The sequence below is a fragment of the Pseudomonas cannabina genome (genome assembly GCF_900100365.1).
Taxonomy (GTDB): domain Bacteria; phylum Pseudomonadota; class Gammaproteobacteria; order Pseudomonadales; family Pseudomonadaceae; genus Aquipseudomonas; species Aquipseudomonas cannabina.
Window position 1 is genome coordinate 4,406,778 of sequence record NZ_FNKU01000001.1, and the last position, 22,168, is coordinate 4,428,945.

22 protein-coding genes, 1 tRNA gene and 1 pseudogene are annotated in these 22,168 nt (G+C 59.9%); 14 read left to right on the plus strand and 10 right to left on the minus strand.

Going from position 1 to position 22,168, the window contains the following annotated elements; translation table 11 throughout:
• The 6 genes from BLT55_RS20910 to BLT55_RS20935 all read left to right on the plus strand — a co-directional run bounded on the left by BLT55_RS20910 (position 1) and on the right by BLT55_RS20935 (position 7,415).
• Complete coding sequence (locus tag BLT55_RS20910; protein WP_055000040.1) at positions 1-1,842, plus strand: ABC transporter ATP-binding protein; 1,842 nt, start codon at positions 1-3, stop codon at positions 1,840-1,842.
• Positions 1,839-2,150, plus strand: coding sequence for a (2Fe-2S)-binding protein (locus BLT55_RS20915; protein ID WP_055000041.1), 312 nt, complete (start codon positions 1,839-1,841; stop codon positions 2,148-2,150). The genes BLT55_RS20910 and BLT55_RS20915 overlap by 4 nt, the downstream gene beginning before the upstream one ends.
• Positions 2,129-3,538, plus strand: a complete 1,410-nt coding sequence (locus BLT55_RS20920) for an FAD/NAD(P)-dependent oxidoreductase (RefSeq protein WP_055000042.1) — start codon at positions 2,129-2,131, stop codon at positions 3,536-3,538. Before BLT55_RS20915 ends, BLT55_RS20920 begins: the two co-directional genes overlap by 22 nt.
• Complete coding sequence (locus BLT55_RS20925) at positions 3,535-4,689, plus strand: NAD(P)/FAD-dependent oxidoreductase (protein ID WP_055000043.1); 1,155 nt, start codon at positions 3,535-3,537, stop codon at positions 4,687-4,689. The genes BLT55_RS20920 and BLT55_RS20925 overlap by 4 nt, the downstream gene beginning before the upstream one ends.
• A complete protein-coding gene (gene argE, locus BLT55_RS20930) occupies positions 4,686-5,843 on the plus strand; it encodes an acetylornithine deacetylase (RefSeq protein WP_007253198.1) in 1,158 nt (385 codons plus the stop codon). Before BLT55_RS20925 ends, argE begins: the two co-directional genes overlap by 4 nt.
• A 114-nt stretch (positions 5,844-5,957) precedes the next feature.
• Positions 5,958-7,415, plus strand: coding sequence for an NAD-dependent succinate-semialdehyde dehydrogenase (locus BLT55_RS20935; protein WP_055000044.1), 1,458 nt, complete (start codon positions 5,958-5,960; stop codon positions 7,413-7,415).
• A 35-nt stretch (positions 7,416-7,450) separates the two neighbouring features.
• Here the strand turns inward: BLT55_RS20935 and BLT55_RS20940 are convergent, their stop codons facing one another.
• From BLT55_RS20940 to BLT55_RS34860, 3 genes and pseudogenes are all read right to left on the minus strand, one after another.
• Positions 7,451-7,954, minus strand: coding sequence for a hypothetical protein (locus BLT55_RS20940; protein WP_054087768.1), 504 nt, complete (start codon positions 7,952-7,954; stop codon positions 7,451-7,453).
• Between the two features lie 144 nt (positions 7,955-8,098).
• Entirely contained in the window at positions 8,099-8,605 is a 507-nt protein-coding gene (locus BLT55_RS34855) for a methyl-accepting chemotaxis protein (protein WP_375233496.1), read from the minus strand.
• A 69-nt stretch (positions 8,606-8,674) separates the two neighbouring features.
• Positions 8,675-9,445, minus strand: a pseudogene (locus BLT55_RS34860) (PAS domain-containing protein); the annotation flags it as partial.
• A 48-nt stretch (positions 9,446-9,493) separates the two neighbouring features.
• Between BLT55_RS34860 and BLT55_RS32525 the strand changes: the two are divergent.
• The gene (locus tag BLT55_RS32525) at positions 9,494-9,790 is read left to right on the plus strand and encodes a hypothetical protein (protein ID WP_139206413.1); all 297 of its coding nucleotides are present in this window, start codon (positions 9,494-9,496) and stop codon (positions 9,788-9,790) included.
• On the opposite strand, the gene BLT55_RS20950 is transcribed toward BLT55_RS32525, so the two are convergent.
• From BLT55_RS20950 to BLT55_RS20980, 7 genes are all read right to left on the minus strand, one after another.
• Positions 9,772-10,050, minus strand: a complete 279-nt coding sequence (locus BLT55_RS20950) for a hypothetical protein (RefSeq protein WP_004655093.1) — start codon at positions 10,048-10,050, stop codon at positions 9,772-9,774. The genes BLT55_RS32525 and BLT55_RS20950 overlap by 19 nt on opposite strands.
• A gap of 180 nt (positions 10,051-10,230) precedes the next feature.
• Entirely contained in the window at positions 10,231-10,674 is a 444-nt protein-coding gene (locus tag BLT55_RS20955) for a helix-turn-helix domain-containing protein (protein WP_055000046.1), read from the minus strand.
• Positions 10,671-10,988, minus strand: coding sequence for a DUF4258 domain-containing protein (locus tag BLT55_RS20960; RefSeq protein ID WP_055000047.1), 318 nt, complete (start codon positions 10,986-10,988; stop codon positions 10,671-10,673). Before BLT55_RS20960 ends, BLT55_RS20955 begins: the two co-directional genes overlap by 4 nt.
• A gap of 360 nt (positions 10,989-11,348) precedes the next feature.
• Positions 11,349-11,424, minus strand: a tRNA-Phe gene (locus tag BLT55_RS20965).
• Between the two features lie 101 nt (positions 11,425-11,525).
• A complete protein-coding gene (locus tag BLT55_RS20970) occupies positions 11,526-11,798 on the minus strand; it encodes an oxidative damage protection protein (protein ID WP_002555777.1) in 273 nt (90 codons plus the stop codon).
• Positions 11,795-12,862: an A/G-specific adenine glycosylase gene (mutY, locus tag BLT55_RS20975; protein ID WP_055000048.1), complete on the minus strand. Its 1,068-nt coding sequence runs from the start codon at positions 12,860-12,862 to the stop codon at positions 11,795-11,797. The genes BLT55_RS20970 and mutY overlap by 4 nt, the downstream gene beginning before the upstream one ends.
• Positions 12,863-12,949: 87 nt before the next feature.
• Positions 12,950-15,172 (minus strand): AsmA family protein, encoded by a 2,223-nt coding sequence (locus tag BLT55_RS20980; protein WP_055000049.1) that lies wholly within the window; start codon positions 15,170-15,172, stop codon positions 12,950-12,952.
• A 555-nt stretch (positions 15,173-15,727) separates the two neighbouring features.
• On the opposite strand from BLT55_RS20980, the gene BLT55_RS20990 reads away from it, so the two are divergent.
• The 7 genes from BLT55_RS20990 (at position 15,728) to hisF (ending at position 21,982) form a co-directional block, all read left to right on the plus strand.
• Positions 15,728-17,389, plus strand: a complete 1,662-nt coding sequence (locus BLT55_RS20990) for an OFA family MFS transporter (protein WP_042914225.1) — start codon at positions 15,728-15,730, stop codon at positions 17,387-17,389.
• Positions 17,390-17,560: 171 nt separating this feature from the next.
• On the plus strand, positions 17,561-18,760 hold the full coding sequence (locus tag BLT55_RS20995) for an amino acid aminotransferase (protein WP_055000050.1): 1,200 nt from the start codon (positions 17,561-17,563) through the stop codon (positions 18,758-18,760).
• 92 nt (positions 18,761-18,852) lie between these two features.
• A complete protein-coding gene (hisB, locus tag BLT55_RS21000; protein ID WP_002551454.1) occupies positions 18,853-19,446 on the plus strand; it encodes an imidazoleglycerol-phosphate dehydratase HisB in 594 nt (197 codons plus the stop codon).
• Entirely contained in the window at positions 19,446-20,084 is a 639-nt protein-coding gene (gene hisH / locus BLT55_RS21005; RefSeq protein ID WP_055000051.1) for an imidazole glycerol phosphate synthase subunit HisH, read from the plus strand. The genes hisB and hisH overlap by 1 nt, the downstream gene beginning before the upstream one ends.
• A 4-nt stretch (positions 20,085-20,088) precedes the next feature.
• The gene (locus BLT55_RS21010; protein WP_055000071.1) at positions 20,089-20,349 is read left to right on the plus strand and encodes a DUF2164 domain-containing protein; all 261 of its coding nucleotides are present in this window, start codon (positions 20,089-20,091) and stop codon (positions 20,347-20,349) included.
• Between the two features lie 105 nt (positions 20,350-20,454).
• Complete coding sequence (gene hisA, locus BLT55_RS21015; protein WP_002551457.1) at positions 20,455-21,192, plus strand: 1-(5-phosphoribosyl)-5-[(5-phosphoribosylamino)methylideneamino]imidazole-4-carboxamide isomerase; 738 nt, start codon at positions 20,455-20,457, stop codon at positions 21,190-21,192.
• 19 nt (positions 21,193-21,211) lie between these two features.
• Complete coding sequence (gene hisF, locus BLT55_RS21020; protein ID WP_002551458.1) at positions 21,212-21,982, plus strand: imidazole glycerol phosphate synthase subunit HisF; 771 nt, start codon at positions 21,212-21,214, stop codon at positions 21,980-21,982.
• Positions 21,983-22,168 lie beyond the last annotated feature (186 nt).

Sequence of the window (22,168 nt, forward strand, 5' to 3'; positions counted from 1 at the left end):
ATGAGCCAGTTGATTAGAGTGCAAGACCTGCGCGTGGTCGCCGAGAGCGATCACGGTGAGCTGGAAATCGTCAAAGGCGTCAGCTTCGCGTTGGAGAAAGGCGAAGTGCTGGCGTTGATCGGTGAGTCCGGCTCCGGCAAGACTACGATCGCCCTGGCGCTGCTGGGTTATGCCCGGCGCGGCTGCAAACTGGCGGGCGGCGTGGTTCAGGTTGGCGAGCACGACATGCTCAGCCTGCCTGAAAGCCAGCTGCAAGGCCTGCGCGGCAATCGCGTTTCCTACATCGCACAAAGCGCCGCAGCGGCGTTCAACCCGGCGAAAAAGCTCATCGATCAAGTGATCGAAGGTGCGTTGATTCATGGTCTTGGCAGCCGCGCAGTGCTGGAAGCCAAGGCTGTCGAACTGTTCCGCGACCTGGCGCTGCCCAACCCGGACAGCATCGGTCAGCGTTACCCGCATCAGGTGTCGGGCGGTCAGTTGCAGCGCGTCATGGCAGCGATGGCGCTGATCAGCGATCCGTTGCTGGTGATCCTCGACGAGCCGACGACTGCACTGGACGTCACCACGCAAATCGACGTGTTGCGCGCGTTCAAACGGGTGGTCCGCGAACGTGGTGCGACAGCGGTTTACGTCTCTCACGACCTGGCCGTCGTAGCGCAGATGGCCGACCAGATCGTAGTGCTCAACGGCGGGCAGATTGTCGAAACCAGCAGCACCGCAGCGTTGCTCAGCGGTCCTGAACAAGCCTACAGTCGCAGCCTGCTGGCGGCGGCACGTCCGGACAAGGTGCTGAAACCGGCCAGCGACGTGGCCAAGGACAGCACCCTGCTGACCATCAAAGGCCTGACCGCGGGCTACGGCAAAAAGAACCTGCAAGGCATGCCGATGATTCGCGTGCTGGAAGACATCGACCTGACCATTCGCCGAGGCCAGGCCATTGGCGTCATCGGTGAGTCGGGTTCGGGCAAATCGACCCTGGCCCGCGTGGTTGCCGGTTTGCTGGACCCGGCGCTCGGCAGCCTGACCTTCGACGGTGCCGAATTGTCCGGCACTCTGGCGGGGCGCACCGAAGAGCAGTTCCGGCGCATCCAGATGGTGTTCCAGAACGCCGACACCGCGCTCAACCCGATGCATAGCATCAGCGCGATTCTTGCCCGGCCGCTGAAAATGTATTTCGGCCTCAAGGGCAAGGCGTTGAACGAGCGCATCGGCGAGCTGATGGATCTGGTGCGTCTGCCCCGCGAACTCGCCGAGCGACGCCCCAACGAACTGTCCGGCGGCCAGAAACAGCGCGTCAACCTGGCTCGCGCCCTGGCGGCCAAGCCGGACCTGATCCTTTGCGATGAAGTGACCTCGGCGCTGGACACCGTGGTCGGTGCCTGCATTCTTGAATTGCTCGGTGAACTGCGCCGCAAACTGGGGGTGTCTTACCTGTTCATCAGCCACGACATTTCCACCGTGCGAGCCCTGTGCGATGACATCGTGGTGATGTACAGCGGGCACAAGGTCGAAGAGGGCAGCCGCGACGCCTTCAGCCGCGTGCCGTTCCATCCGTACACCGACTTGCTGGTGCACTCGGTGCCGGAGTTGCGTCAGGGCTGGCTGGAAAGCTGTGGCGTGACCAGCGGCAAGCTGTCGCCGATCAGCGCGCCGTCCAATCACCCGGAGCTGTGCACCTTTCTCAATCGCTGCCCTGCGCGCATCGAAGGCCTGTGCAACAAGACCGCCCCCGGCCGTCGCCGGATTGCAGGCGGCAGCGAAATCCTTTGCCATCGCGACAGCGACGAACTGCAAGCCGTACAAGAAAATCTTAATCCTGAGACCGTGGGAGCCTACGCATGAACGGCCGTTTTGTGAGACTGGGCGAGCGTGATCGTCCGGCCGTGAGCCTGATGGTCGATGGCGCGTCCATCGAAGCCCTGCAGGGCGACACCCTGATGGTGGCACTGCTGACCCGCAAAGCGACGTTGCGCCAGTCTGAATTCGATTCGGGGCGGCGTGCCGGGTTTTGCCTGATGGGCGCCTGTCAGGACTGCTGGGTCTGGACCCGCAGCGGAGAACGACTGCGCGCCTGCTCCAACGAAGTCCGCGACGGGCTCGATATCGTCACCACCCAACCGGAGGCGAAATGGCCACTTCTTCACGGTTAGATGTTCAGAACCCTGCCAGCCCGCGAGTCGTCATCATTGGCGCTGGTCCGGCCGGCACGCGCTGTGCGCAAACCCTGCTGGCGGCGGGCATCAAGCCGATTCTGATCGACGAAAACCGCCGCGACGGCGGGCAGATCTATCGTCGCCAGCCGGAAGGCTTCAAGCGCGATTATTCGGCGCTGTACGGCACCGAAGCAGCCAAGGCGCGAGACCTGCACGAGAGCTTCGACCGCCTGCGCAAACAGATCGACTATCGCCCCGATACGCTGGCCTGGAACCTCACGCAAGGTGAGCTGTGCTGCGCCAGCAAGGGCGTGCACACCGTGGTCGAATATGACGCGCTGATACTGTGCGCCGGTGCCACCGACCGCTTGATGCCGATCAAGGGCTGGCAACTGGCAGGCACGTACAGCCTCGGCGGTTCACAGATTGCGCTCAAGTCGCAATCGGTGTCCATCGGCAGCCGCGTGGTGTTCATGGGCAGCGGGCCGCTGCTGTATCTGGTTGCCAGCCAGTACGTCAAAGCCGGTGCCGACGTGGCCGCCGTGCTGGATACTTCGCCGTTCAGCAAGCGCGTCGGTGCGATGCCCAAGTTGCTCGCCCGGCCCGGTCTGCTGTTCAACGGCATGAAATTGCTGGCGCAGTTGTACAGCGCCAAAGTGCCGGTGCATCTGGGCGTGCAGCCCGAAGAGATCATGGGCAGCGAACAGGACGGCGTGACCGGCGTGCGGGTAAAACTCGCCAACGGCAATGCGCTGAACGTCGATTGCGATGCCTTGGCGCTGGGCTATCACCTGCGCCCGGAAACCCAGCTCGCTGATCTGGCCGGCTGCCAGCTGCGCTTCGACGACGCGTCCGGGCAATGGGTGCTGGCCGTCGATGAAGAAGGTCGCACCTCGGTCAAAGGCGTTTATGCCGCTGGCGACGGCGCGAAGATTCGTGGCGCGGATGCGGCCGAGCAGGCGGGGCGGCTGGCAGCGATGGCGCTGCTGGAAGACCTTGGCCGGCCTGTGGATAACTCACGCCGCGAAGAAGTGCGCAAGAACCTGGTGGTCATGGACCGCTTTCGCGTCGGTCTGGCCGAAGCCTTTCCATGGCCTGCCGCCCAAGCGGCAGCGTTGCCTGACGAAGCGATTGTCTGCCGTTGCGAAATGATCAGCGCAGGCGAGTTGCGGGGCGTGGTACGTGAAAAAGGCGCATGCGAAGTCAATCGTGCCAAGGCGTTCAGCCGCGTCGGCATGGGCCGCTGCCAGGGCCGTTATTGTTCGCAGGCTGGCGCCGAGGTGATCGCCGCCGAAGCCGGTGTGCCGGTCGAACAGGTCGGCCGCCAGCGCGGTCAGGCACCGGTCAAACCGTTGTCGATGCTGGTTGACGAGGTGGTGTCATGAAGCAACCGAAAGTCGATGTGCTGATTGTCGGTGGCGGCTTCATGGGCTCGGCGTCGGCGTTCTTTCTGCGCCAGCGTGGCCAGTCAGTGACCCTGCTGGAGCGCGACGTGATCGGCCAGTACGCCAGCGGCGTGAACTTCGGTAATGTGCGGCGTCAGGGTCGTCACCTGGGGCAACTGGAGCTGGCCAACCGTTCCAGAGCGCTGTGGCAGAAGCTGCCGCAGCTGATTGGGGAAGACCTAGAGTTTCTGCCCAGCGGGCACATGCGCGTCTGCTATCGCGAAGACGAAATTGCCGAACTGGAAGCCTACGCCGCTGCGCCAGAAGCACATGAGCTGGACTTGAAAATCTATCGCGGCAAAGCGCTGCGCGAGCGTTTTCCGTTTCTCGGGCCGGACGTGAAGGGCGGCTCCTACGCGCCGCACGATGGTCACGCCAATCCGCGTCTGGCGGCGCCTGCTTTCGCCCGCGCTGCGATTCGTGCCGGCGCGCGGATCGAAGAGCGAACCGAGGTGGCGCATGTCGAAAAGGTTGGTAACGAATTCGAGGTCACGGCCACTGACGGGCGAATCTTCACGGCTGAGCAATTGCTGATCACCGCAGGCGCGTGGGGGCAGAAACTCTCCGCGCAGTTCGGCGAACCGGTGCCGCTGGATACTCACGGTCCGCAGATGGCCGTGACCGAACCAGTGCCTTATGCGCTGCCGACCGTGATCGGCGTGTTTACCAAGATCCCCCACGAAGTGATTTATTTCCGGCAGATCGCGCGCGGCAACATCGTCATCGGCGGTGGCTTTCGCAGCAAGCCGGACATGGTCAATCGCCGCGCTTATGTCGAGCCGCGCAGCATCATCAATCAGGTGCAGCAGATGCGTCGGCTGTTGCCCGGCGTCGGCAACCTGAACATCATCCGCGTGTGGAGCGGCATCGAAGGCTACACGCCGGACTCGCTGCCGGTGATGGGCCGCAGCGGCAAGGTCGACGGGCTGTTCTACGCCTTCGGCTTCTGCGGTCACGGCTTCCAGCTCGGCCCGGGCGTGGGCGACGTGATGGCCGAACTGATCAGCACCGGCACGACCAGCACATCGATCAGCCCGTTCGACATTCGTCGTTTCGACCTCTTCACCGAACAAGCGAGCAAAGCCTCATGAGCCCCCGCGCACTGGAAATCCTCAAGCGCCTGATCGCCTTCGACACGGTGTCGTCCGAGCCGAACATGGCACTGATCGACTACGTTCGCGAGCTGTTGGCGAGCAAGGGCATCGAGTCGCTGGTCGTCAAGGACGAAACCGGCAAGAAGGCCAACCTGTTCGCCAGCACCGGCCCGCGTGACGTGCCGGGCGTGTTGCTTTCCGGCCACACCGACGTGGTGCCCGCTGCCGGTCAGGCGTGGACGATGCCACCGTTTCAGGCGACGCTGCGCGACGGACGCATCTATGGTCGTGGCACCTGCGACATGAAGGGGTTTATCGCGCTGGCGATCGACGCCATGCTCGATGCTGCGGACATGAATCTGCTGCGTCCGCTGCAACTGGCCTTGTCCCACGATGAAGAAATCGGCTGTGTCGGCGTGCGACGGCTGCTGGACGTACTGCATCTGGCGCCGGTGCGCCCGTTCCTGTGCGTGGTCGGCGAACCGACTCTGATGCAGTTTGCCGTCGGGCACAAAGGTAAGGCGTCCTACCGCACCTTCTGCCGGGGCCAGGAAGCGCATTCTTCGCTGGCGCCCCGGGCGGTCAATGCGATTCATCTGGCCAGCGATTTCATCGCCGAACTGCGCAACAGCCAGAAACAGATCGAGCGGCAGGGCGTGCGTGACGAGGGTTACGACATTCCCTACAGCACTGTGCACATCGGCCGTATTGATGGCGGCAAGGCGCTGAACATTGTGCCTAATCTGTGCACCCTGGAATTCGAGTACCGCAACCTGCCGGGAGACAATCCCGACGTGCTGCTGGAACAACTGCGCGAACGTGCCGAGGTGCTGGTACGTGAAGCGCGGCAGCTGTCCGGCGTGGCCGCCATCGACATCGAAGTGATGAATGAATACCCGGCGCTGGAGACTCATCCAAGCGTCGAGGCGGTGCGCATGCTGCACGCGTTTGCTGAACCGGGGACGCAGCACATCAAGGTCTCCTATGGCACCGAAGGCGGGCTGTTCGCCGGGCGGCTCAACGTGCCGGTGGTGGTGTGCGGGCCGGGCTCCATCGAGCAGGCGCACAAGCCGGACGAGTTCATCGAAGAAAGTCAGATGGATGCGGGCGAGCGCTTTTTGCAAAGTCTGCTGGGCTCGCTGAAGCAGTAGAGGCTGCCGTCCGGGCTTCAATTTCAGCATCGGACGCTGCCGTTATCCTGCTTTCAGCATCCTGGACTGCGACGCCTGCCTAGACTGGCAGGTATCCCGGAACAGGACTCGACCATGCTCAAGAATCAGTTGAAAGACCCCAGCCTGCTGGTGGACCGCGCCTACATCGATGGGCAATGGATCAGCGCTGACGATGGTGCAACGCTGACGATAACTGACCCGGCGACCGGCGAGATGATCGCGCAGGTTCCGGCCCTGCAAGGCGTCGAAACCCGGCGTGCCATCGAAGCCGCTGAGCGGGCCTGGCCTGCCTGGCGCGCGCGTCCTGCCGCCGAGCGTGCGGCGCTGCTGGAACGCTGGCATCAGGCGATGCTCGACAACGTCGAAGACCTTGCGCTGATCATGACCCTTGAGCAAGGCAAGCCGCTGAACGAGTCGCGTGGCGAGATTCACTACGGCGCGAGCTTCGTCAAATGGTTCGCTGAAGAGGCCCGTCGTTCCTACGGCGAAACCATCCCGACGCCCAGCACAGATCGCCGGCTGATGACGCTCAAGCAGCCAGTCGGTGTCTGCGCGGCGATCACGCCTTGGAACTTCCCCAATGCCATGATCACCCGCAAATGTGCCCCAGCGCTGGCTGCCGGTTGCCCGATCATCGTCAAACCGTCGGACCTCACGCCGCTGTCCGCGCTGGCGCTGGCGGTGCTGGCCGAGCGCGTAGGCATTCCGGCCGGAGTGTTCAACGTGGTCACCGGCATGCCGACCGGCATCGGTGAAGAGCTGACCGGCAACCCGGTGGTGCGCAAGATTTCCTTCACCGGCTCGACACCGGTCGGCCGCCTGCTGATGCGCCAGAGCGCTGAACACATCAAGCGCCTGAGCCTGGAACTGGGTGGCAACGCGCCGTTTATCGTCTTCGATGACGCCGATCTGGAGCAGGCGGTGGCGGGCATCATGCTCAGCAAATTCCGTAACGCAGGGCAAACCTGCGTGTGCGCCAACCGGATTCTGGTGCAGAACGGCATTTACGACCGTTTCGCGGCGCGATTGGTAGAAGAGGTCGCCAAGCTCAAGGTCGGCAACGGTCTGGAAGACGGCGTGACGATTGGACCGCTGATTAATCCGGCAGCGGTCAGCAAGGTTGCCCGGCACATCGACGATGCGCTGAATCAGGGGGCGAAGTTGCTGTACGGCGAGCGTCCCGACGGTGAAAGCCAGTTCGTGCAGCCAACCGTGCTGGGCGATACTCACGCAGGCATGCTATTGGCCAACGAAGAAACGTTCGGCCCGGTCGCTCCGCTGATGCGCTTCACCGACGAGGCCGAAGCGCTCGCGCTGGCCAACGCTACGCCTTACGGCCTGGGCGCATATTATTTCACCCAGGACCTACGTCGCTCATGGCGTTTCGGCGAAGCGCTGGAGTTCGGCATGGTCGGCCTCAACACCGGCATCATTTCGATGGAAATCGCCCCGTTCGGCGGCATCAAGCAGTCCGGCCTGGGCCGCGAAGGCTCAAGCTACGGACTGGACGAGTACCTGGAAGTGAAGGCGTTTCATGTGGGCGGCTTGTAACACGGGATGACCCTGCGCAACCTTCAGGATCGCCTCTAGTAGGGGCGATCGGCCTGGTGCGCAGCCTTGCTGTCTCTCTGCGTCAACAGATCCGACGCCAGGGTGTAATCTTTCTGGAAGGCCGGGCTTTCGATCCACTCGATGGCGGTGTCCTCGTCCTCATCGTGATACATGGCGCGGTACACGATAAGCAGGCCCATCATGAAGTCCGTGGCCGGGTCTTCTTCCTCTTCCGACACCACCAGGGCCAGCACCGGGTATTGCAGGAAGACCACGCACAACGCCAACTGGCTGATCGCCTCGGCCGCTCTCATGGCGACGAACAGGTCATCGTAGTCAGCCGGGTCGAAGCCGTTCTCGACGATGTCGTTGAAGTCGAAAGTATTGAGGTCGAGTTCGATGTCATCAAACGGCTGATTGACCAGCGCAGAGCCAAATACGGGATGGACCAGTCGAGTCGGGGCTTTGCCCGAGCGGTTTTGCTTGGCTTTGATCTTCGCGCGTTTGGCGCGTTTCTGCTGCTTGTCTGGCGAGGCCATGAGCGGTCCTTTGGCGGGCGGTGTAAGGCAATGGCGGCTATTGAAGCGCAGAAGCAGGCAATAACCAAGGTCTGGCCGAAAATTGCGCGCTGCCCGGGCAATAAAAAACCCGCCATAAGCAGGTTTGATTATTTTCATAACGCGTCAGCGTTTGCCTGGCTTGGCAAACGCCTCTGCTTCGTCCATGCGATTGGCGAACATATTGACCGCCTCTACCGCATCGCTCGCACCGTCCCGAATCTGCACGATCACCTGACCGGCCTGATCCGCCAGCATCACACCTCGATTGGCGCCTTCTTGAGTGGCGCTCATGCTGGCGACGGCATCGCGGGTTTCCGCCAGGATCTTGCCGATCATTTCAGCGATTTCCGTGGTCGAGCCGCTGGTGCGCCCCGCAAGCTGACGGACTTCATCGGCCACTACCGCAAACCCGCGCCCCTGATCACCCGCGCGGGCCGCTTCGATGGCTGCGTTGAGTGCCAACAGGTTGGTCTGGTCCGCGATGCCGCGAATGGTGTTGACGATAGCGGTGATCTGCTCGGAACGAGCACCCAGCTGACTCACCAGCTTCGCCGAGGCACCAATGTTTTCGGCAATCTGCCGCATCTCCCGCGCAGTGTCCTGAATGACCAGAGTTCCTTGTTCGGCCACTTTCTCGGTTTCCGCCGAAATATGGTAGGCCCGCGATGCGCCATGCGCGTCCGCGTCCTGCTTTTCTACACGTGCAGTAATGTCGCTGGCGAACTTCACCACTTTGTAGAGTTTGCCGTCGACATCGAATACCGGGTTATACGTCGCTTCCAGCCACACCACCCGACCATTCTTGCCAATGCGCTTGAACTGCCCGCCGACGAACTCGCCATGGTTCAGTTTGCGCCAGAAGTCAGTGTATTCCGGGCTGTTGACCAGCGACGGTTCGCAGAATGTTCTGTGGTGTTTGCCTTTGATTTCGGTCAACGCATAACCCATGACATTCAGGAAGTTGCTATTGGCGGCGATCACATTGCCAGCGGGATCGAACTCACAGATCGCCATGGCGCGATCGACAGCGGCCAGCTTGCTGTTTGTCTCGTTCTCGAGCATCACCTGGCGGGTCACATCCAGCGCGTACTTGACGACCTTGAAGACCTTGCCCTGCGCATCGCTCACCGGGTTGTAACTGGCCTCCAGCCAGACATTGCTGCCGCTCTTGTTGATGCGTTTGAATTTCCCCGAGATAAATTTCCCGGCCCGCAGAGACGCCCAAAGATCAGCGTACTCGCGGCTGCGGACCATCTCGGGCTCGCAGAAATCACGGTGCGTCTTGCTGGCAAGCTCTTCCGACCGATAGCCCATCGTCGTCAGAAAGTTCTCGTTTGCGCGAAGGATCTTGCCATCGACGTCCATCTCAACGACAGCCATCGACCTTTCCAGCGCGTTCATCAATCCTTTGAGTCCATCTACCTCAGCCTTCATGGCGGTCAGTTCAGCCTTGCTCTTGTTTCCGAACATAACGTGCCCCTAGTGTTTTTACGGACGGATTGTGATCAGGCTATCGACGTGAATGACGGCGACATTAATTTGTCGGACAGCAAAACAGACAGACGGATTCTGACCCGTTTTCAGCGTCAAAATATGGACATGCGTTTGGATGGGAGCTTGTCGGAGAAGTCGTTGTGCGGATGCCTGGCGGTGAAAGCAGGCGCTGACTGCCAGATGGGCTATCTGGCCAAACAGCAGACAAAGAAAAGCCCGCGATGGGGGAGCGGGCTTAAGGATTCACACTTGGGAGCAGCTCTACAATGCCGTGCCGACTGTGAAAAGTTTGTGAAGAGTTTTCACTTTTTTTCTGGCTGAATCGTGTTGGTCACTTCGGACGTCGGCACAAAGGTCTTCGACTCTTCGGCAGCAGCTTCTTTGGACGCCGCTTTATCCTTCGCCGCTTCAGTGTTCTCTTTGGCAGCCTCGTTCACCTTGTCCTGAGCAGACTCCATCTTCTCTTGGGATTTTTCCTGGTGAGCCTGAGCATCCTGTGCTTTCTGCTCGGACTTGCTGTCGCAGGCAGCCAGACCCAGGGTGGCGGCGATGATGAGGGCAGAGGCAGTAAACTTGAGCACGTGATTTTCCTTCGGATAGCAAATGTACGGCTTCGAGGGCGAGTGGGGGGAGTTAGTTCAATGGGATGGAGGTGGCAGGGTTCTGGAAGGCTGGTATGAGTAGCAGAAGGCTGCTGTGATCTTCTCAAGTGTTGCTTTGAACAGCAGCTTTACATGCCGCGAGACTAGTCACCCTGTGGGTCAAGCGACTTTCAGCTCGGACTCTTTCCACTGTGTTCCGTCCAATTCGAACGCGGCTCCTTCGTGGGGTTGAGCGTTTCGTTCGAAGATGATCGGACCAAAATTGGCATGGATGTAGGCAGCGTAAAAAGCCCTCATGGCAACGTCAGCTGGTCCTGGTATTTCTTGAGATTCGCGCTTTTCCCAGTTGGCAATGGTCTGCACATCGACCCGGAAAATGGCTGCAGCCTCCTCCTGAATGAGATCCTGCTCCTTTCTCAAAAAGCGAAACTGACGCCCGGTCATTGGCGTTTTCTGGCCAATGATATCCACAGCTATCGCCCGATGAAGTCCGTCGATATCTTCGATCTTCACACCCTCGCCGTACGGCGTTTCAACGATCGTATATCCATTTTTCAAGAAGATGCCGTCCAGTCCACTGCCTTTATATTTGTACATTTTCATACCTCCCACACCGTAATTGCGAAAAGCTCGTCAGGCTCAGGACTTGGATTGACGGCTACTACCATGCAGACAACATCCCTCGGCGCTAGCTCGCTCATCCTGAACTCGAAGTTGCCGTGCTTCTCGCTGTACGTAGGCCCTCGGATGATTGCTCCTCGACGCAGGCATCTCAGGGCCTCGGTGGCGGTTATGCCGCGCTCAAAGAGGCGCTCCAGGCAGTGCTCGCGAAAGACGACTTTGGAGGAGTCTCTTGCCAGGACATGAACAAGATCCTCAAGCTGCTGCTTGCTCCATAAGGGCTGCCTGTTTTTCATACTGCCTATAATCCTTATAGGTGACACCATAGTAGGGTGTCGTCCTTGCGTCGTAAATAATGATTATTTTCCGCCTGGGGCAGCGCGCTTTGAGCCTTCGAAATTAGCGGGTTGTGGTTTGCCGAGGCTTGGCTACCTTGTCACGCGCCGCGAAATGCAGGCAAGCGAATAAGCAGGATGGCGGCCGACGTGCAGCGCAGGAAGAGGCGACACGTGCAGTAGTCTGATTCGATAGGTCTCTTCTGCGCGGACAGGGTGCAGACACGTCTGTAATCCAAAAAATCAGACAACAAAAAGCCCGCACGAGGCGGGCTTCTTGTGTGCTTTCAGGTGTGCTTGGCATCACCTGAAAACGAAAGGTGGTGCCCAGAGACGGAATCGAACCGCCGACACGGGGATTTTCAATCCCCTGCTCTACCGACTGAGCTATCTGGGCAACGGGGCGCATTAGACGTGTTTTTCAGGAGGTCGTCAAGCGTGTTTTTTCAAAAATTTGAATTATTACCGACGCTTACGACCTTCACTGCGTGAAACGCTTTATTTTTCGGGGGGAACGTAGCCTTCGGCCTGGGCGTATTCTTCGCCGGAGAGGAACTTGTCCATCTCGGTCTGGAGAAATTTGCGGTCTTCGGCGTTCATCATGTTCAGGCGACGTTCGTTGATCAGCAAGGTCTGGTGTTTCTGCCAGTCGGCCCATGCTTTCTGTGAAACGTGGTTGAAGATGTCTTCGCCTTTGGCGCCAGGGTATGGGGCGCGCTCCAGGCCGGGCAGTTCTTCTTTGTATTTGCGGCACATTACGGTGCGGGTCATGACGACTCTCCTGCGTTCAATACGTCGGCTGCGCGTTTGAGCAGCTTTTTCACCGGGGCGGCAAGGCCCAGGCGTGGCGGGGTGGCGAGGTTATACCAGAGCCAGTCGGCCTCGGCCACGTGATGGGCGGACTCCTGAACTTCGATCAGCCAGGGTTCGATGCTCAACTGGAAATGGCTGAAGGTGTGTATCAGGCCCGGCAGCTCATGGTGCTCGCCCAGTTCCAGTGCGTGTTGGGTGGCCAGATGTTTCAGGTCTTCGAAGTCGTCCAGTTCCGGCAGGCTCCACAGGCCGCCCCACAAGCCGCTGGAGGGGCGACGATAAAGCAGAATCGCGCCCTCGCGGTTGGCAAGCATTGGCATGAGTGTGCGCTTCTGCGGAACCGTTTTGCGTGGCTTGGGGATCGGGTAGCGGGTTTCCAGGCCCAGCAGGTGCGCCTGACAGCCGCGTTCAAGCGGGCAGAGCAGGCAACTGGGTTTGCTGCGGGTGCAGAGCGTGGCGCCGAGGTCCATCATCGCCTGGGTATAGTTGTTGACCCGGCTGTACGGTGTGAAGCGTTCGGCGGTGGCCCACAGCTGTTTGGCGACCTTGGGTTCGCCGGGGTAGCCTTCCTGCGCCGTGAAGCGCGCCAGCACCCGTTTGACGTTGCCATCGAGAATCGGCGCGCGCAGGCCCATGCTCAGACTGGCAATGGCCCCGGCGGTGGAGAGGCCAATGCCCGGCAGCAGGATCAGTTTTTCGATGTCGCGGGGAAACTCGCCGTCGTGATCGGCAACCACGATTTTTGCGGTTTTTTGCAGGTTGCGGGCGCGGGTGTAGTAGCCCAGCCCGGTCCACAGGTGCAGCACTTCGTCTTCGGGGGCTTCGGCGAGCGCCTGCACGGTCGGCAAGGCTTCCATGAAGCGGTCGAAGTAATTCAGGACGGTGCTGACCTGCGTCTGCTGCAGCATGATTTCCGATACCCAGACCCGATAGGGCGTGATGCCCTGTTGCCAGGGCAGATCGTGTCGGCCATGACGGTCGTACCAGTCCAGCACGGCGCTGGAGAATTGTTCAGGTTGCATGGCCGGGAGGGTTCTCGTCGTCGGGGTGTAAGGTCTTTGGCGGTGAAGCGTCACGGAGCGCCTTCATCGACGCTCCTGAGCGGTACGCTAGCGTTTGAACAGCCCCTTGAGGGCGTCCTTGAACTCGGGACTCACTTTGTCGCCCAGTTTCTCGTTCAGCTTGTCCTCAAGCTTCTCGCTGATCCGGTCGCCGGCCATTTTTGCAGCGATCTGGCCGACGCCTTCCTTGTCCAGGCGACAGGCTTTGGCGCCCAGTTCCAGCGGGCCACGGCACTGCACCGGCCATTCGATACCGACAAAGCGCGGGTTGATCTCGCAGGCCGGGTCCGGCATGTCGCTCTTGTCGCCTTCGACGATGATACCGACACGGTAATTCATGCCCAATACGCGCAGATCGACATCGCCGTTGCCGTTGACGGCCATGCCCGGCGTGCGCACTTTGAGGTCCGGGTTGCTGGCCACGCCGTTGCGCACCACCAGATTACCGTTGAGCTGCTGGAACGGCGTGTCCTTGGCGCGCGGTTCGCCGCTGAGGGTTTTGCGGTTCAGGATCGAAATCCCTTTGCACAGTTGCTGTTCGAGGTTGGCGTTGACCAGCACGCCATTATCGACGGCGAAACTGGCCGTGCCGTTCAGGCCATCGATCAGGGCTTTTTCACTGTTGCCTTTGCCTGACAGGTCGCTGTTGAGGGTCAACATGCCGCGCACCGGCGGATTCTGGCCCTGGCTTTCAAGAATGCGCTCGATCGGCACTCTGGCAATGCGCGTCTGTACGCTGACCACCGGTACATCAGGACGAGTGTCCAGGTTACCTTTGACGTCGAAGTTGCCGTTATAAAGGTCGCCGCTCAACGTATCGAGCCTGATCACGCCAGCGTTGGCCTGGGTTTTGAGGGAGGCGTTGTTGATCGGCAGTTTTTCCAGGGTCAGCTTGCCGAAACTCAGGTCAGCCTCGACGTCCAGCGTGCGCAAGCGCTCCAGTGGCAGCAGTTTAGCGGTGCTCCACGCGGCTTTGGTCGGTTGCTCGGGCAGCGGCGAGTCACCTGCGACGGCAGCGGCTTCGCCACTCTGCACTTCTGACTGCCGCGCAGCCTTGGCGCCTTTGCTCTCTTCGCTTTCGGCAGGGCGGTAGCGGTCGGCGTCGAAGGTGTCGCCTTTGAGCTGCACACGCAGCGCCTGTCTGGTGAAATCTTCTACGGCAATACGACCGGTGAAGGTGCTCTCGTCGACTTTCACGCTCAGGCCTTCCAGCGCCAGGCTGGTGGGCGTGCCATTGAGGCGGGTGACCATCTCGACTTTGCTTAATGCGCCTTCGGCCATGGCTGGCAGCGGATGGCCAATGTTTTCCAGGAACGTGCGCAGATCGAGCTGGGCTATGGACAGGCCGCCACTGATTTGCGGCGTTTTATCCAAATCGCGGGCACGCAGTTCGCCCAGCGCGCGCAACTGGTTGGCGGAAAACTTCAGGCTGTTCCATTCGGCGATATTGGCGGCCAGGTCCACCAGCAACTGACCCTGAGCCGAGAAGGTCACGGTCTTGCCTTGCAACGGTTCACCTGCGATTTCACCGGACAGGCGCATGTCTTCGAACTGATAGCGCTTGAGCACACGATCCATGCGCAACTGGCCGACCAGCTCGGTCTTGGCGCGAACCACTGGCTGATTGGTGCTGAGGAAAGCCGTCAGTTTGATCGGAATATCCGACGCTTCGCGGATCGGGCCGGTGCTCAACTGGATGCTTTCGGCCATGAAGGTGCGGCCTTTTCTGGCATCGCTGTAGTCCACGCGGGCGTTGTTGACGGTAAGGCTGTCGATGTCCAGCCTGAGGGGTTGCGAGGGACGATCCGGCTTTGGTGCTTCGGGCGAAGGAGGCGGGGTTGTTTCAGGCGTTCCGGTCGATGAAACAGCCGGCTTGCCGATATCTTCCCAATTGCCATGACCGTTTTCGTCACGGTGCAGTGTCAGGTTGAGGCCTTCGACGCGGATGTCGCTCATCTGCACCTGGCGGCGCAGCAGCGGCAGGACTCGAACGGACAGGCCGAGCATCTGCACATCGGCGAAGGGCTGGTCCGGGGCCGTCAGGGTGGCGACGTGGGTGTCGTGCAATTCCAGGCCGAGCCATGGGAACAGGCTCCAGCCGATATCGCCATTGAGCGTCAGCTCGACGTTGGCTTTTTCACGGGCCAACTGTCGAATCTCGTCTTTATAGTCGTTGGGATCAAACAGGTGGGTCAGGGCAAAGCCGAGAGCCACGATGATCAGCAACAACCCGAGAATAAACAGCCCCAGGATTTTGCCGAACGCTTTCATGGGCGAGTCCTTGTGTCGATGTTCAAAAATAGCCCACGAGTATACCGCCCCTGCGCGTGTCTCGGGCTGTGGATACCGTTATTGCCGAGCGAATCCTTTTTTGCGGGTTCGGCCGTCTTCGAATGCTCGGTACCGCTGGCGGGTAAAGGTCAGGGATGAGCGGATTTTTCTGATCATCTGCGCGGCATTGGCAGCAGGTGAAAGTGCGCTTTTCAGCGCCGCACGATATAGCTTTCGGGTTTGTTACAGCGTCATTTCTATAACAAGTTTGTTGGCTATGAATAAACAGAAACGCTGTTTTATCGGGTGATTAATCGGTTGCCTCTATGGGCTAATAGATGGCGTGGATTGACGCGCGGATTCTGATAATAAAAAGGCTGTAACAAGATGCTTATTTGCCATCAGACAGTGGTAGTCTCCGTTTTTGCTGGCTAAGGTGCGTCTTTTTGTCACGTATCTGAATACCCTGCCGATAAAACAGACATGGCCGCATGGCATCGAGTCTGTGGCGGGCCAGCGGACCATCTGCGAGCTTCACACATTGGGGTAATTATAATGAGCACAAGCACAGCCTTGGGCGGCGAAGCCGTTCAGCCTGCGTTCTTGTCCAAAGAGCGCATTATCGCCAAGCCCGGTTTCAACCGTTGGCTTGTTCCACCAGCAGCACTGGCAATCCATCTTTGCATCGGCATGGCTTATGGCTTTTCGGTGTTCTGGTTGCCGCTGTCGAAGGCTATCGGTGTTACCGCACCTGTCGCTTGTACACCGGACATGGGTTTCTTCGCGCAGATGTTCGCGTCGACCTGTGACTGGCAGATATCCATGCTGGGCTGGATCTACACGCTGTTCTTCATCTTCCTGGGTTGCTCGGCTGCCATTTGGGGTGGCTGGCTGGAGCACGCGGGTCCGCGCAAGGCCGGTGTCGTTTCGGCACTGTGCTGGTGTGGTGGTCTGCTGATTTCCGCGCTGGGTATTTACACGCACCAGATCTGGCTGATGTGGCTGGGCTCGGGGGTGATCGGCGGTATCGGTCTGGGGTTGGGCTATATCTCCCCGGTGTCGACCCTGATCAAGTGGTTCCCGGACAAACGCGGCATGGCGACCGGCATGGCGATCATGGGCTTTGGTGGCGGCGCGATGGTGGGCGCACCGCTGGCTACTGCGCTGATGGGCCATTTCGCTTCGGCTGAAGGCGTGGGCGTCTGGCAGAGCTTCGTGGTGATGGCGGTGATTTACTTCGTCTTCATGATCGGCGGCGCCTTGGGCTACCGTGTTCCGCCAACCGGCTGGAAACCCGAAGGCTGGACCGCTCCGGCTGCCAAGGCCAAGAACTCGATGATCACCAACCGTCACGTGCATGTCAGCGTGGCCTGGAAGACACCGCAGTTCCGTCTGGTCTGGCTGGTGCTGTGCCTCAACGTGTCGGCCGGTATCGGCATCCTGGGCATGGCTTCGCCACTGTTGCAGGAAGTGTTCGCCGGCAAGCTGCTGGGCAACGATCTGACCTTCGGCGAGCTGAATGCCGATCAACTGAAAGCCATTGCTGCAATCGCTGCCGGTTTCACGGGGCTGTTGAGCCTGTTCAACATCGGTGGTCGATTCTTCTGGGCGTCGTGCTCGGACTACATCGGTCGTAAAGCAACGTACTTCGTGTTCTTCGCGCTGGGCTTCCTGCTTTACGCGTCGGTTCCGACCCTCGGGCACATGGGCAGCATCGCGCTGTTCGTGGCCGCATTCTGCGTCGTGCTGTCGATGTACGGTGGCGGTTTCGCGACGGTTCCGGCGTATCTGGCCGACCTGTTCGGTACACAGATGGTCGGCGCGATCCACGGTCGTCTGCTGACTGCGTGGGCTGCGGCAGGTGTTCTGGGTCCGGTATTGGTCAACTACCTGCGCGAGTATCAACTCAGCCATGGTGTTGCGCGTGCCGATGCCTACAACATCACCCTGTACATCCTCGCCGGTCTGTTGGTGCTGGGTTTTATCTGCAACCTGCTGATTCGTCCGGTTGCCGACAAGTACTTCATGACTGACGCCGAACTGGCCGCTGAACAAGCCATCGGCCACGACAAGGGCGCCAATGCCACCACTTCGCTGGAGTGGAAAGCATCCGCCAGCAGCAAGCCGATGGTCATCGCGGCCTGGCTGGCGGTCGGCATCCCGCTGGCGTGGGGCGTCTGGATCACCCTGCAAAAGACCGCAGTGCTGTTTCACTAAAAGCCTGTAGATAGCTAAAAGCGCTTGCACCTCGGTGCAGGCGCTTTTTTTTGCCCACAGACTCAACACGTTGCCGTTGAATGAGTCGGTTGGCTCGATGCACCGCCCGTTTCCCTGCAGACGCTGCTACATTAGCAACCCCTGTGTTTATTGCCTGAAGGAGTTGTTTGCATGCTAGCCCACGTGGAGTCGTACGCCGGTGATCCGATCCTTTCGCTCATGGAAACCTTTGGCAAGGATTCACGTGCAGACAAGGTCAATCTGAGCATCGGTCTGTATTACGACGCTGAAGGCCGTATCCCGCAGCTGGCATGCGTCGCCACAGCGCAAAAACAATTGGCTGAAGGCGAGCAGGCTGCTTCTGTGTACCTGCCGATGGAAGGCTTGGCGGCTTACCGGCAGGCGGTGCAAACCCTGCTGTTCGGTGCCGACCATCCGCTGGTGCAGGCCGGTCGCGTGGCGACTATCCAGACCGTGGGCGGTTCGGGCGCGCTGAAGGTGGGTGCCGACTTCCTTAAATATGCATTCCCTGATTCTCAAGTGTGGGTCAGTGATCCGACCTGGGAAAACCACCTTGCGCTGTTCGGCGGGGCGGGCTTCAAGGTCAATACCTACCCTTACTTCGATGCCCAGACTGGCGGCGTCAGGTTCGAGGCCATGCTCGACACCGTGCAGGGTCTGCCGGCGCAAAGCATCCTTTTGCTGCACCCGTGCTGCCACAACCCGACTGGCGCGGATTTGTCCGTCGAGCAGTGGGACCGCTTGATCGAAGTGATCAAGGATCGCCAGCTCATCGCGTTTCTGGATATCGCCTATCAGGGCTTCGGCAAAGGCATCGACGAAGACGCCTACGCCATCCGTGCGATGGCCGACGCGGGCATCACCACGCTGGTCAGCAACTCGTTCTCGAAAATCTTCTCACTGTATGGCGAGCGGGTCGGCGGGCTGTCGGTGGTTTGCGAAGACACCGCATCGGCCGCCAACGTATTCGGCCAGCTCAAAGCCACTGTGCGTCGCAACTATTCCAGCCCGCCTGCGCATGGCGCGTTTCTGGTGTCGAATGTGCTCAACACACCGCACCTGCGTGATCAGTGGCTGAGCGAAGTCGAAGCCATGCGCTTGCGTATCATCGACATGCGCAAGCGTCTGGTTTCGGTGCTGACGCAGAAAGTCCCCGGACGGGATTTCAGCTTTATACTCAGGCAAAGCGGTATGTTCAGCTACACCGGGCTGACGCCGCAGCAGGTTGACGAGCTGAAAGACGTCCACGGTATTTATATGCTTCGCAGCGGCCGGGTGTGCATGGCAGGTCTGAACGAAGGGAATATCGACAAGGTGTGTGACGCAATCGCGAGCCTGTTCACGCACTAAATGCCCTGCTGGTCGTCTGTTTGCTTCATGGCGAGCGCTTCTGAGCCTATAATGCTCGCCTTTTTTCGCCCAATGATTTTGCGGAGCTGGTGATGGCCGAACGTAAGGCGTACGTCGAGCGCAATACTCTGGAAACCCAGATCAAAGCCTCGATCAACCTGGATGGCACCGGAAAGGCCCGATTCGATATCGGCGTGCCTTTCCTTGAGCACATGCTCGACCAGATCGCCCGGCACGGGTTGATCGACCTGGACATCGAGTGCAAAGGTGATCTGGCAATCGACGATCACCATACCGTCGAAGACGTCGGGATCACGGTGGGTCAGGCGTTCAGCCAGGCCATCGGTGACAAGAAGGGTATTCGTCGTTATGGCCACGCCTATGTGCCGCTCGACGAAGCGCTGTCGCGTGTGGTCATCGATTTCTCGGGTCGCCCGGGTTTGCAGATGCATGTGCCGTACACCCGCGCCACCGTTGGCGGCTTTGATGTGGACCTGTTTCAGGAGTTCTTTCAGGGCTTCGTCAACCACGCGAACGTGACACTGCACATCGACAACCTGCGTGGCACCAACACTCACCACCAGATCGAAACCGTGTTCAAGGCGTTCGGTCGTGCGCTGCGCATGGCGGTCGAGCTGGATGAGCGTATGGCCGGGCAGATGCCATCCACCAAGGGTGTGCTCTGATGCAGACGGTTGCGGTCATCGATTACGGCATGGGCAACCTGCACTCGGTCGCCAAGGCGCTGGAGCATGTGGGCGCAGGCCGTGTACTGATTACCAGTGACGCCAAGGTGATTCGTGAAGCCGACCGTGTGGTGTTTCCGGGTGTGGGCGCAATTCGCGACTGCATGGCTGAAATCCGCCGTCTGGAATTCGATTCGCTGGTCAAGGAAGTCAGTCAGGATCGTCCGTTTCTGGGCATCTGCGTCGGCATGCAGGCATTGCTCGACAGAAGCGAAGAAAGCGGCGGCGTAGACTGCATCGGCTTGTTTTCCGGTCAGGTGAAGTTTTTCGGCAAGGACCTGCATGAAGAAGGCGAGCACCTGAAAGTGCCGCACATGGGCTGGAATCAGGTAACTCAGGCGGTCGATCATCCGCTGTGGCATGACATTCCAGACCTGGCGCGCTTCTACTTCGTGCACAGCTTCTACATCGATGCCGCCAACCAGCGTCAGGTGGTCGGGCGTGGTCACTACGGCCTCGACTTCGCTGCCGCACTGGCCGACGGTTCGCGTTTCGCCGTGCAGTTCCACCCGGAGAAGAGCCACACCCACGGTCTGCAATTGCTACAGAACTTCGCCGCCTGGGATGGTCGCTGGTAAGCGCATGAGCAAAGCCAAAGGCAAGCCACCCATTCTGACCCTTTCGCCCGAGCACGAGCAGCAGGCGATTGACAAGCTCAAGCGCCTGTTTGCAGATCGCTTCGAGCTGGAATTGGGAACATTTGAAGTGGCGGAAGTGCTAGAGCTGTTCACGCGCGAAATCGCCCCGCATTACTACAATCGCGCCATTTTCGATGTTCAGCAGCACCTCAAAGAGCGGTTCGAGAGCATCGAAAGTGATTTGTGGTCACTCGAAAAGAATTAGATAAAGCAGCTTCAAGCGTTGAGCTTCAGGCTGCAAGAATTGGTGAGTACGCATATTTGCAGCTAATCGCTTGCAGCTTGCCGCTCTTTTGACGAAGGAATAAGCATGCTGATTATCCCCGCTATCGATCTCAAGGACGGCGCCTGCGTACGTCTGCGTCAGGGCCGGATGGAAGATTCCACGGTGTTCTCCGATGACCCGGTAGCCATGGCTGCCAAGTGGGTCGACGGTGGCTGCCGCCGTCTGCATCTGGTTGACCTGAACGGTGCGTTCGAAGGTCAGCCGGTCAACGGTGACGTGGTTACGGCCATCGCCAGACGCTACCCGAACCTGCCGATTCAGATCGGTGGCGGCATTCGTTCGCTGGAAACCATCGAGCACTACGTCAAGGCGGGTGTGAGCTACGTCATCATTGGCACCAAGGCGGTCAAAGAGCCGGAGTTCGTGGCCGAAGCCTGCCGTGCGTTCCCCGGCAAAGTGATCGTCGGTCTGGACGCCAAGGACGGTTTTGTCGCCACCGACGGCTGGGCTGAGGTGAGCAGCGTGCAGGTCATCGATCTGGCCAAGCGCTTTGAAGCCGACGGCGTGTCGGCCATCGTGTACACCGACATCGCCAAAGACGGCATGATGCAGGGCTGCAACATCCCGTTCACCGCAGCATTGGCGGCCGCCACGCGGATCCCGGTGATCGCGTCGGGCGGCATTCATAACCTGGGTGACATTCAGGCGCTGTTGAACGCAAAGGCTCCGGGCATCATCGGCGCAATCACCGGCCGTGCGATCTACGAAGGCACGCTGGATGTGGCTGAAGCGCAGGCGCTCTGCGACCGCGAACAACGCTGAATAGCTGGAGACTGACTCTGTGGCCCTAGCCAAACGCATCATTCCTTGCCTGGACGTCGACAACGGTCGAGTGGTCAAGGGCGTAAAGTTCGAGAACATTCGCGATGCTGGCGATCCGGTTGAAATTGCGCGTCGTTACGATGAGCAGGGCGCCGACGAAATCACTTTTCTCGACATCACGGCCAGCGTGGATGGCCGTGACACCACGCTGCATACCGTCGAACGCATGGCCAGTCAGGTGTTCATTCCGCTGACCGTGGGCGGTGGCGTGCGGACCGTGCAAGACATCCGCAACCTGCTCAACGCCGGCGCCGACAAGGTCTCGATCAACACCGCCGCCGTGTTCAACCCGGAGTTTGTCGGTGAAGCGGCTGCCCGTTTCGGCTCGCAGTGCATCGTGGTCGCTATCGATGCCAAGAAGGTCTCCGGCCCCGGCGAAACCCCGCGCTGGGAAATCTTCACCCACGGTGGACGCAAGCCTACCGGGCTGGATGCGGTGCTCTGGGCGAAAAAGATGGAAGACCTGGGCGCTGGCGAAATCCTCCTGACCAGCATGGATCAGGACGGCATGAAAAACGGCTTCGACCTGGGCGTTACTCGCGCCATCAGCGATGCGCTGGGCATTCCGGTGATCGCTTCGGGCGGCGTCGGCAACCTTGAGCACCTGGCTGCCGGCGTGATCGAAGGCCACGCCAGTGCCGTGCTGGCGGCGAGTATTTTCCACTTTGGCGAATACACCGTTCCCGAGGCCAAGGCTTACATGGCCAGTCGCGGTATTGTGGTGCGTTAAATCGTGCTGCAAAAAAGCGAGCGTCGCCTGTTTCAGACTATGAGCTTGAAACAGGCGGTGCTCGTTTTCGTTTCAGGCCCTTCGTCACGGTTTATTGTCTGTATGCGACATCGCAGAGTACCGGGCTAGACAGTGCTCCGGGTTACCGGCACTCTGCATGCGTCGTCCACGATCGAGTGCCGGAAC

Bases quoted from the DNA above. Each gene is read 5' to 3' on its own strand.
- BLT55_RS20910 (WP_055000040.1), top strand. From the start codon at position 1: ATGAGCCAGTTGATTAGAGTGCAAGACCTGCGCGTGGTCGCCGAGAGC.
- BLT55_RS20970 (WP_002555777.1), bottom strand. From the start codon at position 11,798: ATGACCCGCACCGTAATGTGCCGCAAATACAAAGAAGAACTGCCCGGC.
- BLT55_RS20990 (WP_042914225.1), top strand. From the start codon at position 15,728: ATGAGCACAAGCACAGCCTTGGGCGGCGAAGCCGTTCAGCCTGCGTTC.
- BLT55_RS20940 (WP_054087768.1), bottom strand. From the start codon at position 7,954: ATGGCCTCGCCAGACAAGCAGCAGAAACGCGCCAAACGCGCGAAGATC.
- BLT55_RS21010 (WP_055000071.1), top strand. From the start codon at position 20,089: ATGAGCAAAGCCAAAGGCAAGCCACCCATTCTGACCCTTTCGCCCGAG.
- BLT55_RS20915 (WP_055000041.1), top strand. From the start codon at position 1,839: ATGAACGGCCGTTTTGTGAGACTGGGCGAGCGTGATCGTCCGGCCGTG.
- BLT55_RS20925 (WP_055000043.1), top strand. From the start codon at position 3,535: ATGAAGCAACCGAAAGTCGATGTGCTGATTGTCGGTGGCGGCTTCATG.
- hisB (WP_002551454.1), top strand. From the start codon at position 18,853: ATGGCCGAACGTAAGGCGTACGTCGAGCGCAATACTCTGGAAACCCAG.
- BLT55_RS20980 (WP_055000049.1), bottom strand. From the start codon at position 15,172: ATGAAAGCGTTCGGCAAAATCCTGGGGCTGTTTATTCTCGGGTTGTTG.
- hisA (WP_002551457.1), top strand. From the start codon at position 20,455: ATGCTGATTATCCCCGCTATCGATCTCAAGGACGGCGCCTGCGTACGT.
- hisH (WP_055000051.1), top strand. From the start codon at position 19,446: ATGCAGACGGTTGCGGTCATCGATTACGGCATGGGCAACCTGCACTCG.
- mutY (WP_055000048.1), bottom strand. From the start codon at position 12,862: ATGCAACCTGAACAATTCTCCAGCGCCGTGCTGGACTGGTACGACCGT.
- BLT55_RS20960 (WP_055000047.1), bottom strand. From the start codon at position 10,988: ATGAAAAACAGGCAGCCCTTATGGAGCAAGCAGCAGCTTGAGGATCTT.
- BLT55_RS20995 (WP_055000050.1), top strand. From the start codon at position 17,561: ATGCTAGCCCACGTGGAGTCGTACGCCGGTGATCCGATCCTTTCGCTC.
- argE (WP_007253198.1), top strand. From the start codon at position 4,686: ATGAGCCCCCGCGCACTGGAAATCCTCAAGCGCCTGATCGCCTTCGAC.
- BLT55_RS20920 (WP_055000042.1), top strand. From the start codon at position 2,129: ATGGCCACTTCTTCACGGTTAGATGTTCAGAACCCTGCCAGCCCGCGA.
- BLT55_RS20935 (WP_055000044.1), top strand. From the start codon at position 5,958: ATGCTCAAGAATCAGTTGAAAGACCCCAGCCTGCTGGTGGACCGCGCC.
- BLT55_RS20955 (WP_055000046.1), bottom strand. From the start codon at position 10,674: ATGAAAATGTACAAATATAAAGGCAGTGGACTGGACGGCATCTTCTTG.